A 7,534-nucleotide genomic window follows, 5' to 3' on the forward strand; every position below is an offset into this window, starting at 1 on the left:
GCGAAACCCCGGCCCTCACTTCACGGTGACGGTGATCTCCTTCGTCTCGGTCTCGCCGGCGGCGTTCGCGAGCACGGCTCGGTAGGTGTAGGTGCCGGGCGTGCGCCCGTCGACCTGCGTCGACGCCTGCTGGGCCTGCGGGGTGGCCGCGGTCAGCTCCTGCTCGTCGATCAGCTCGCCGTTCTCGTAGAGGCGGTACGCGGTCGCGTTCGTCCCCCACCAGAGGTTCGCCGTGACGGTGTAGTCGCCGTTGCGGTCCCAGTTGTCGTGCGAGAGCACGGCGGTTCCGGGGTTCGCGTCGGTGACGGTGACGGTGACGGGCTTGCACGGAGTGGTCCCGTGCTGGTTGACGAGCTCGCACGTGTACTCGTACGTTCCGTTGACTCGCCCCGTCACGTCGACGGAGAAGGTCTGCGCCGCAGGAGAGGCGTCCGCGAGGAACGACTCGCTGAGGAGCTCGCCGTTCTCGTAGAGGCGGATGGTGTGGGCGTTCTGCCCGTGCCACAGGTCCATCGTGACGGTGTAGTTGCCGTCCTTCAGGCCGTAGGCCCATCCGCTCGTCGTCGAGAGCACGCCCTTGGCGGGTGCCGCCGTCGCCGGCCCGGGCACGACCTCGGCCGCAGGAGTCTCGGTCGTGTACGCGGCCCGCGGCGCCGCCGGCGTCTCCATGCCCTCGCCGAGGAAGTAGCTCGTGTGCGGGGGCTGGTTGTAGCCGGTCAGCTGCCACGCGACCGCGAGGCGGTACTGCGCGTCCGACAGGAGCGTGCGCAGGCGGTGCTCCGTGACGTCGGTCGTCGTGAAGATCCGCAGCGCCGTCGAGTCGGTCGTGCGGTACACGAGCTCCTCGCGCCAGTCGCCGAAGAGGTCCGCCTGCAGCGAGGGATTGCCCTTGGTGTCGTTGTTCGTGAGCACGCCCTCCGGCTCGAACACGGGCACGGCGACACTGTTCTCGTAGTCCCACTTCGACACGACGGGTGCACCCGTGCGCGTCGCCGTGTCGAACGAGTGGTCGACGATCTCGCTGAGCAGGTCGCCGTCCCACAGCGCCGTGAAGTTGGCGGCGGGGATGGTCGTGGCGATCTCCTCGCCGGCCGCGCTCATCAGGGTGCCCTCGCGGGTGTCCCATGCGCGCGTGCCGCCGACGTTCCAGCCCTCGGCGCCGTCGTAGCGCGGGTCGATGTCGGCCATCGCGCCCCGCCCGGTGTCGCCCGTCGCGGGGACCGACCACAGCACTTCGCCCGTCGCGGCGTCGCGGAACGTCGCTCCGAGGTTGCCCGACGAGCCCATGTCCTCGTGGACGGCGTAGACCTCCAGGCCCTCGCGCGAGGGATCGAAATCGCTCACGTGCTGCGCGTCGCCGTGGCCGAGGCCGGTCGAATAGAGCCCCGTGCCGTCGTCGTCGATCGTGGCCGAGCCGAAGACGATCTCGTCCTTGCCGTCGGCGTCGACGTCGGCTGTGATCATGGCGTGGTTGCCCTGGCCGGCGTACGCCCCGTTGCCCTTCGTCGACGAGTCGAACACCCAGCGCTGGCTGAGGCTCTCGCCGTCGAAGTCGAACGCGGCGACGACGGCACGCGTGTAGTACCCGCGCGAGAAGACCACGCTCGGGTGCTCGCCGTCGAGGTACGCCACGGTCGCGAGGAAGCGGTCGACCCGGTTGCCGTAGCTGTCGCCCCACGAGGCGACGTCGCCGCGGCCGGGCACGTAGTCGATCGTGTCGACGGCGTGCCCCGTCGTTCCCTCGAAGACCGTGAGGTACTCCGGACCCGTGAGGATGTACCCGGAGGAGTTGCGCCAGTCCTTGCTGCCGTCCCCGATGACCGCGCCCTCGCCGTCGGTCGTTCCGTCGGCGGTCTTGACGACCACCTCGGCCACGCCGTCGGAGTTCAGGTCGTAGACCATGGGCTGCGAGTAGTGGGCGCCGGCGCGGATGTTGATGCCGAGGTCGACGCGCCACAGCTGCGTGCCGTCGAGCTCGTAGGCGTCGAGGTACACGTTGCCCGTGTATCCGGCCTGCGAGTTGTCCTTCGAGTTCGACGGGTCCCACTTCACGACGTACTCGAGCTGGCCGTCGCCGTCGAGGTCGGCCACGGACACGTCGTTGGCGCGGTACGAGTACGGCTGGCCGTCCTTCGTGTACGCGTCGGCGGGCTTGTTCAGCGGGATGTCGAGCGACTGGCCGTCGGCCCAGGGGGTGAACTCCTCCGTCGCCCACAGCTGCACGCCGTCCTCGACGATCGCGATGCGGTACGTCGATTCGGTCGTCCCGCCCGCGTCGACGTAGTTCGTCGTGTCGACGATCGGCTCGTCGGTGACGCGCTCGCCGTCGCGGTAGACGTGGAACGCGGCGTCCTGCGCGTCGTCGCCGAGCAGACGCCATCCGACGTACACGCCGCCGTCCTGCGCGACGGCGACGGGTGCGCGGTCGAGGCGCTCGGCCGCGCGGTCGAGCGTCGTGACAGCCGGGGTCGTCACGCTCTCCGACGGCTCCGATGCGCCGCCGGCGTTGACGGCGTGCACGCGGTACGTGTAGGCGATCGTCGTGAGGACGTCCTCGTCGAGGTACGAGGCCTCGTCCGCACGGCCGATGACCTGCCAGTCGCCGTTCTTGTCCTGGCGGCTGACGAGGTAGAACAGGGTGCCGTCCGCGGCATCCCAGGAGAGCGCGACCGAGTTCTTCTGCACGTCTCCGGATGCGAGGCCCGTCGGTGCGGCGGGAGCGGCGACATCCGCGTCGATGATCTCGACCTCGACGCCCACCGACGGCACCGACTCGGCGCCGCGCGCCGTCACGGTGGTGACGGCGTAGGTCGCCGTCTGGCCGGGCTGCGCCGTGTCGTCGACGAGCGAGGTGCCCGCGGTCTCGCCGACGAGCACGGTGCCGTCGGACGTCGTGCGGTACAGGCGGTACGTCGCCGCCTCAGGGGCCTCATCCCACGACAGCGAGACGGTCGCGGTGGCGCCGTCGAAGGCGAGGTCGTCGAGGCGGATGGCCGCCGGCGCCACGAGGATCGGCGTGATCGTCAGGCCGTTGAGGTGGCCCGTGGCGCCCGAGATGACGGTGTTGAGCTGCCCGTCGCTCACGGTGATGCCCTCGACGGCCTTCGTCGTGCTGCTCCTGCTCACGGAGAGGCTGCCCTCGTCGCTGCCCTCGATCTGCACGTTGGTGCGCACGGTACCGAGCAGGTCGCCGGCCGTCACGCTCGCCGCGTACTCGCCGTTCGGCACGTCGACGGCGAACTCGTAGCTGCCGTTGAAGTACGCGACGAAGTCGCGCACGACATCGTCGCCGGCGGCAGATCCGCGGTCGCGGTCGATCATCCCCGTGGCGTCGACGAGGCCGTACCCGCGGTCGGCGGAGTAGATCGTGGAACGGGTGACCTCGGTGTAGCCCGCGCCGACCGGCGCCCCGGCGGGTTGGAAGTCGAACCGGTACGCCGCGCCGCGCGTCGTGGCCGACACGGTCTCGCTGACGGCACCCTCGCCGAGGCCGTTGACGGCGGCGACGCGGAAGTCGTACGCGCCGCCCTCCGCGAGCGAGCCGATGCTCTTCTGCGGCACGGTCGACGTCGCGGCGAGGGAGAAGTCGTCCGCCCCGGCGTCGCTCCGGTAGATGCGGTAGATGTCGGCGCCCTCGGTCGCCTGCCACTCGAGCGACACCGACGTGCTCGTCGTCTCGGCGACGGCGAGGCCGGTGACGGCCGCCGGCAGCTCCGACGGCGTCGTCACCTCGACGGCCGACGAGATCGGAAGCCCGAGCCCGGCGACGCCCTGGGCGACCAGGCGCGCCATCTGGATGGCGCCGTACTCCTGGAAGTGGGTGTTGTCCTGGACGCCGGTCGGCCGGTTCGGGTACACGCCGGCGTCGGCGTAGAGGAAGACCGACTTCGCGGCCTCCGCCCCGATCGAATCGAGATAGGCGCGGCTGGACGCGGAGAGGTCCACGAGCGGCACGTCGAGCTCGTCGGCGACGGCCTTCATGACGGAGACGTACTCGGGGAAGCTCTCGTTGAACAGGCCCGTGTCGGCGTTGACGTCGAGGCGGTTCACGGGCGTGACGAGCACGGGGATGCCGCCGCGCTGACGCGTGCCCTCGACGTAGATGCGGAGGTAGTCGTCGAACTGGTCCGGCGGCGTGTAGCGCTCCGGGACGGACGCGGTGGCGTCGTTGTGGCCGAACTGCACGAAGACGTAGTCGTCGGGACGGACGACGCGGAGGATCTCGTCGAGTCGACCCTGCTCGACGAACGACCGCGACGAGCGGCCCCCGATCGAGCGGTTGTCGACCGCGACCGCGTCGGTGAGGAACTGGTCGAACATCTGACCCCACCCGGCCTGCGGCTCCCAATACGGATCGTACGTCTGCACGGTGGAGTCGCCCGTGAGGTAGGCGGTCGGCGTCGCAGCGGCCTCGCGGGGCGACTGCGGTGTGATGACGATGGCGTTGATGTTGGCGGCCGCCCCCGTGAAGGCGAACGACAGCTGCCCGTCGACGAGCGCGATGTCGTAGTTCATCTCGAGGAACTGACCCGCTGCCTTCGATGTCGTCTGCACCTTCTGGATGCTCTCGCTCGCGATCGCGATCTCGGTCGCGCCGCCCGTGTCGCCCGCGACGATCGAGACGGTGTAGTCGACGTTCGCCAGGTCGACGACGAAGCTCGAGCCGGTGACCGTCGCGAAGTCGCCCGTGAGCGGGTCGCCGCCTCGGTCGGTTTCGGTGACCGTGGCGCCCTCGGCGAAGCCGAAGCCCGCCTCGGGGCTGTACGCCGACGCGGCCGTGACGGCCGTGTAGCCGTCGGCGACGGCGCCCGAGCCGAAGTCGAAGCGGACGGGCTGGCCGGCCGCGGCCGTCTCGGCGGGGGTGGCCGTCGCTCCGGCGGCCGCTGCGGGTGCCGCGGCGGCGCCGAAGCATCCGAGCGCGACGGCGGCGGCGGTGACGAGGGCGGCTGGGCGCGCCGGCGTTCGCCGCGGGGAGGACGCGCCGGCGGGCTCGCCGGCGGTGGGGGTTCTGCCCTTCACATCTGCTCCGATCGTGGGGGAGTCGTGCAGCACTGCACGGAAACGTTTCAGGAAAGCGCTTCCCGGGCACCGTAGCGATGATCGCACGTCGCCGTCAAGACCGAACATGAAACGTTTCGCCGCTTCCCTTCCCCCACTCGCTGCTCTCCGCCCCTTCTCGTCCAACGGATATCCGTTTGACGAAACCCCATCCGTTGACGCCGAATCGGATGGGCTCTCGGCACGCGGATGTGCTCTCGGCTGTCCGCGCGCGCGGGGGCGCGGAGGCAGCGGGGGCGGCGGGCGGCGGGCGGCGGGCGCGCGGGTGGGCGGTCAGCCGCGCGTGGAGGCGCGGACGACGAGCTCGGGGGAGAAGACCTCAGCGCGGGGCGGGCCGCTGTCACCGCGCAGGCGCCCCACCAGCAGCTCGGCGGCGCGGCGGCCCATGGCGCGCGCCGGCTGGCGCACTGACGTGATCGGCACGGCCGCGATCGACGCGAACGGGATGTCGTCGTATCCGACGATGGCGACCTCGCCCGGCACCGAGACGCCCGCCGTGACCAGTCCGTGGACGATGCCGCACGCGAGCTGGTCGTTCGCCGCGAAGACGGCGTCGGGGCGCTCCGACGAGGCCATGGCGGCGATGCGCGCGCCGATCTCGGCGCCGAGGCGCGGCGTCGTGCGCCCCGTGAGCGTGACATCCAGCGACAGGCCGGACTCCTGCGCGAAGGCCGCGGCGCCGCGCAGGCGGTCGCGCGTCTGGCGCACCTCCTCGCGGGCGCCGACGAACGCGATGCGCCGCCTGCCGAGCTCGACGAGGTGGCGCACGGCCATCCGCCCGCCCTCGACGTTGTCGAGCGACACCGAGGGCGTGAGGCCCTTCTCGTCCACGCCGTCGACGAGGGCGGCGGGGATCTGCTGCACCCGCAGGCGCTCGAGCGCCGGCCCCACGTCGCCGAAGGGCGAGATGAGCACGCCCTCCACGTGCGCGTGCTCGAAGAGCTCGAGATAGCTGTTCTCGCGCAGGGCGCTGTCGTCGCTGTTGCCGAGCATGACCTGGTAGCCCGCGGCGGACGTCGCCTCCTCAGCGCCTTCCAGCATCTCGGCGAAGAACGGGTTGCCGATGCTGATGACGGTCATCCCGATGAGCCCGCTGCGCCCGGCGCGCAGCTGCTGCGCCGCGCGCAGCGGGACGTAGCCGAGCTGGTCGACCGCGGCCAGCACGCGCGTGCGCACGCGATCGCTGACGCCATCGGGCTTGTTGAGCGCGTTCGAGACCGAGCTGATCGACACGCCGGCGAGGTCGGCGACGTCGCGGATTCCCGCCCGCTTCATCCGGTCCCCCCGTCCGCCGTCGTCGACGACGGCTCGGTAAACGCTTTACGGACTCAGTGTGGCACAGCGCGATCGTTTGTCAGGCCGAACGATCGCAAGCGGACACCGTGTCGTCAGCGGGTCCGGTCGCGCAGCCAGTCGAGGTGCAGCCTGCGCTGGACGCCCGTGCCGCCCTCGTGGCCGTTGAACGGGTACACCTCGATCGCCTTGTCGTCGCCGGCCCACGCGTTGAACGCCGCGAACACGGTCGACGGCGGGCACGTGGTGTCCATGAGCGCCGCGGAGAACAGGGCGGGCGCCGTCGCGCGCTTCGCGAGGAGCGCGCCGTCGAAGTACGAGAGCGTGCGGTACACCGCCTCCTCGTCGCCTCGGTGGGACTGCAGGTACGTGCGCACCTCGTTGTACGGTGCGGTGTCGACGATCGTCGTGGCGCGCGGGAAGTCGACGAGGAACGGGACGTCGGGGAGAGCGCCCGCGACGTCGGAGCCGAGCGCCGCCGCCGCGATCGTGAGCCCGCCGCCCTGGCTCACTCCGGAGACGAAGACGGGCAGACCGGGGGCGAGCGCATGCGCCGCGTCGACCGCGAGGACGGCGTCGACGTAGGCGCGCCGGTAGTAGTACGACTCGCGGCTCTCGATGCCGCGCGTCAGCACCCCGAGCGCGTGGGACGACGAGCCGTGCGGATCGGGTGTGGCGCCCGGCGCGCCGCTGACGTTCCACGACTGGCCGCGTGTGTCGACGACGAGGCGCGCGAAGCCCGCGAGCGGGTAGGGGCCCGGCTCATGGGCGAAGCCGCGACCGCCGGAGTACCCGATCGACTCCACGACGACGCCGCGGAGCTCGCGCCCCACCGGCACCTGCCACCAGGCGCTCACCGGATCGCCCGCGAAGCCGGCGAACGCGAGGTCGTGCACCTCGACGAGGTCGATGCCCGCGTCGACGCGCTCGAGACGAGGCTGCCATCCGGCCGCGCGAGACGCGGCGAGCGTCTCCTCCCAGAACGCGTCGAAGTCGTCGGGCTCGACGGCGGCGGAGCGGTAGGTGCGCAGCTGGTCGAGCGGCAGGTCGAAAAGCGCCATCGTCGGCGGTCCTCCAGGATCGGTGAGCAGGTCGGCGGCCAGAGCCGATCGCGAGCCTAGCGGGCGGCGGCGGCCGACGCCGACCATCCCGACATACGGCGAGACGCCCGGCCCTCGAAGGC

The 7,534-nt window shown here is 71.4% G+C and carries 3 protein-coding genes; all 3 read right to left on the minus strand.

All coding sequences use genetic code 11. The annotated features are described in order from the left end of the window. Positions 1-15: 15 nt before the first annotated feature. Entirely contained in the window at positions 16-5,019 is a 5,004-nt protein-coding gene (locus ACWGPF_RS17320) for a rhamnogalacturonan lyase family protein (RefSeq protein ID WP_452333968.1), read from the minus strand. 312 nt (positions 5,020-5,331) lie between these two features. Beyond that, positions 5,332-6,333, minus strand: a complete 1,002-nt coding sequence (locus ACWGPF_RS17325) for a LacI family DNA-binding transcriptional regulator (RefSeq protein WP_452333969.1) — start codon at positions 6,331-6,333, stop codon at positions 5,332-5,334. Positions 6,334-6,446: 113 nt separating this feature from the next. After that, positions 6,447-7,534: acetylxylan esterase (locus ACWGPF_RS17330; protein WP_452333970.1), on the minus strand; the 1,088-nt coding region annotated here is incomplete at its 5' end.

It is taken from the genome of Microbacterium sp. NPDC055683, from assembly GCF_053617895.1.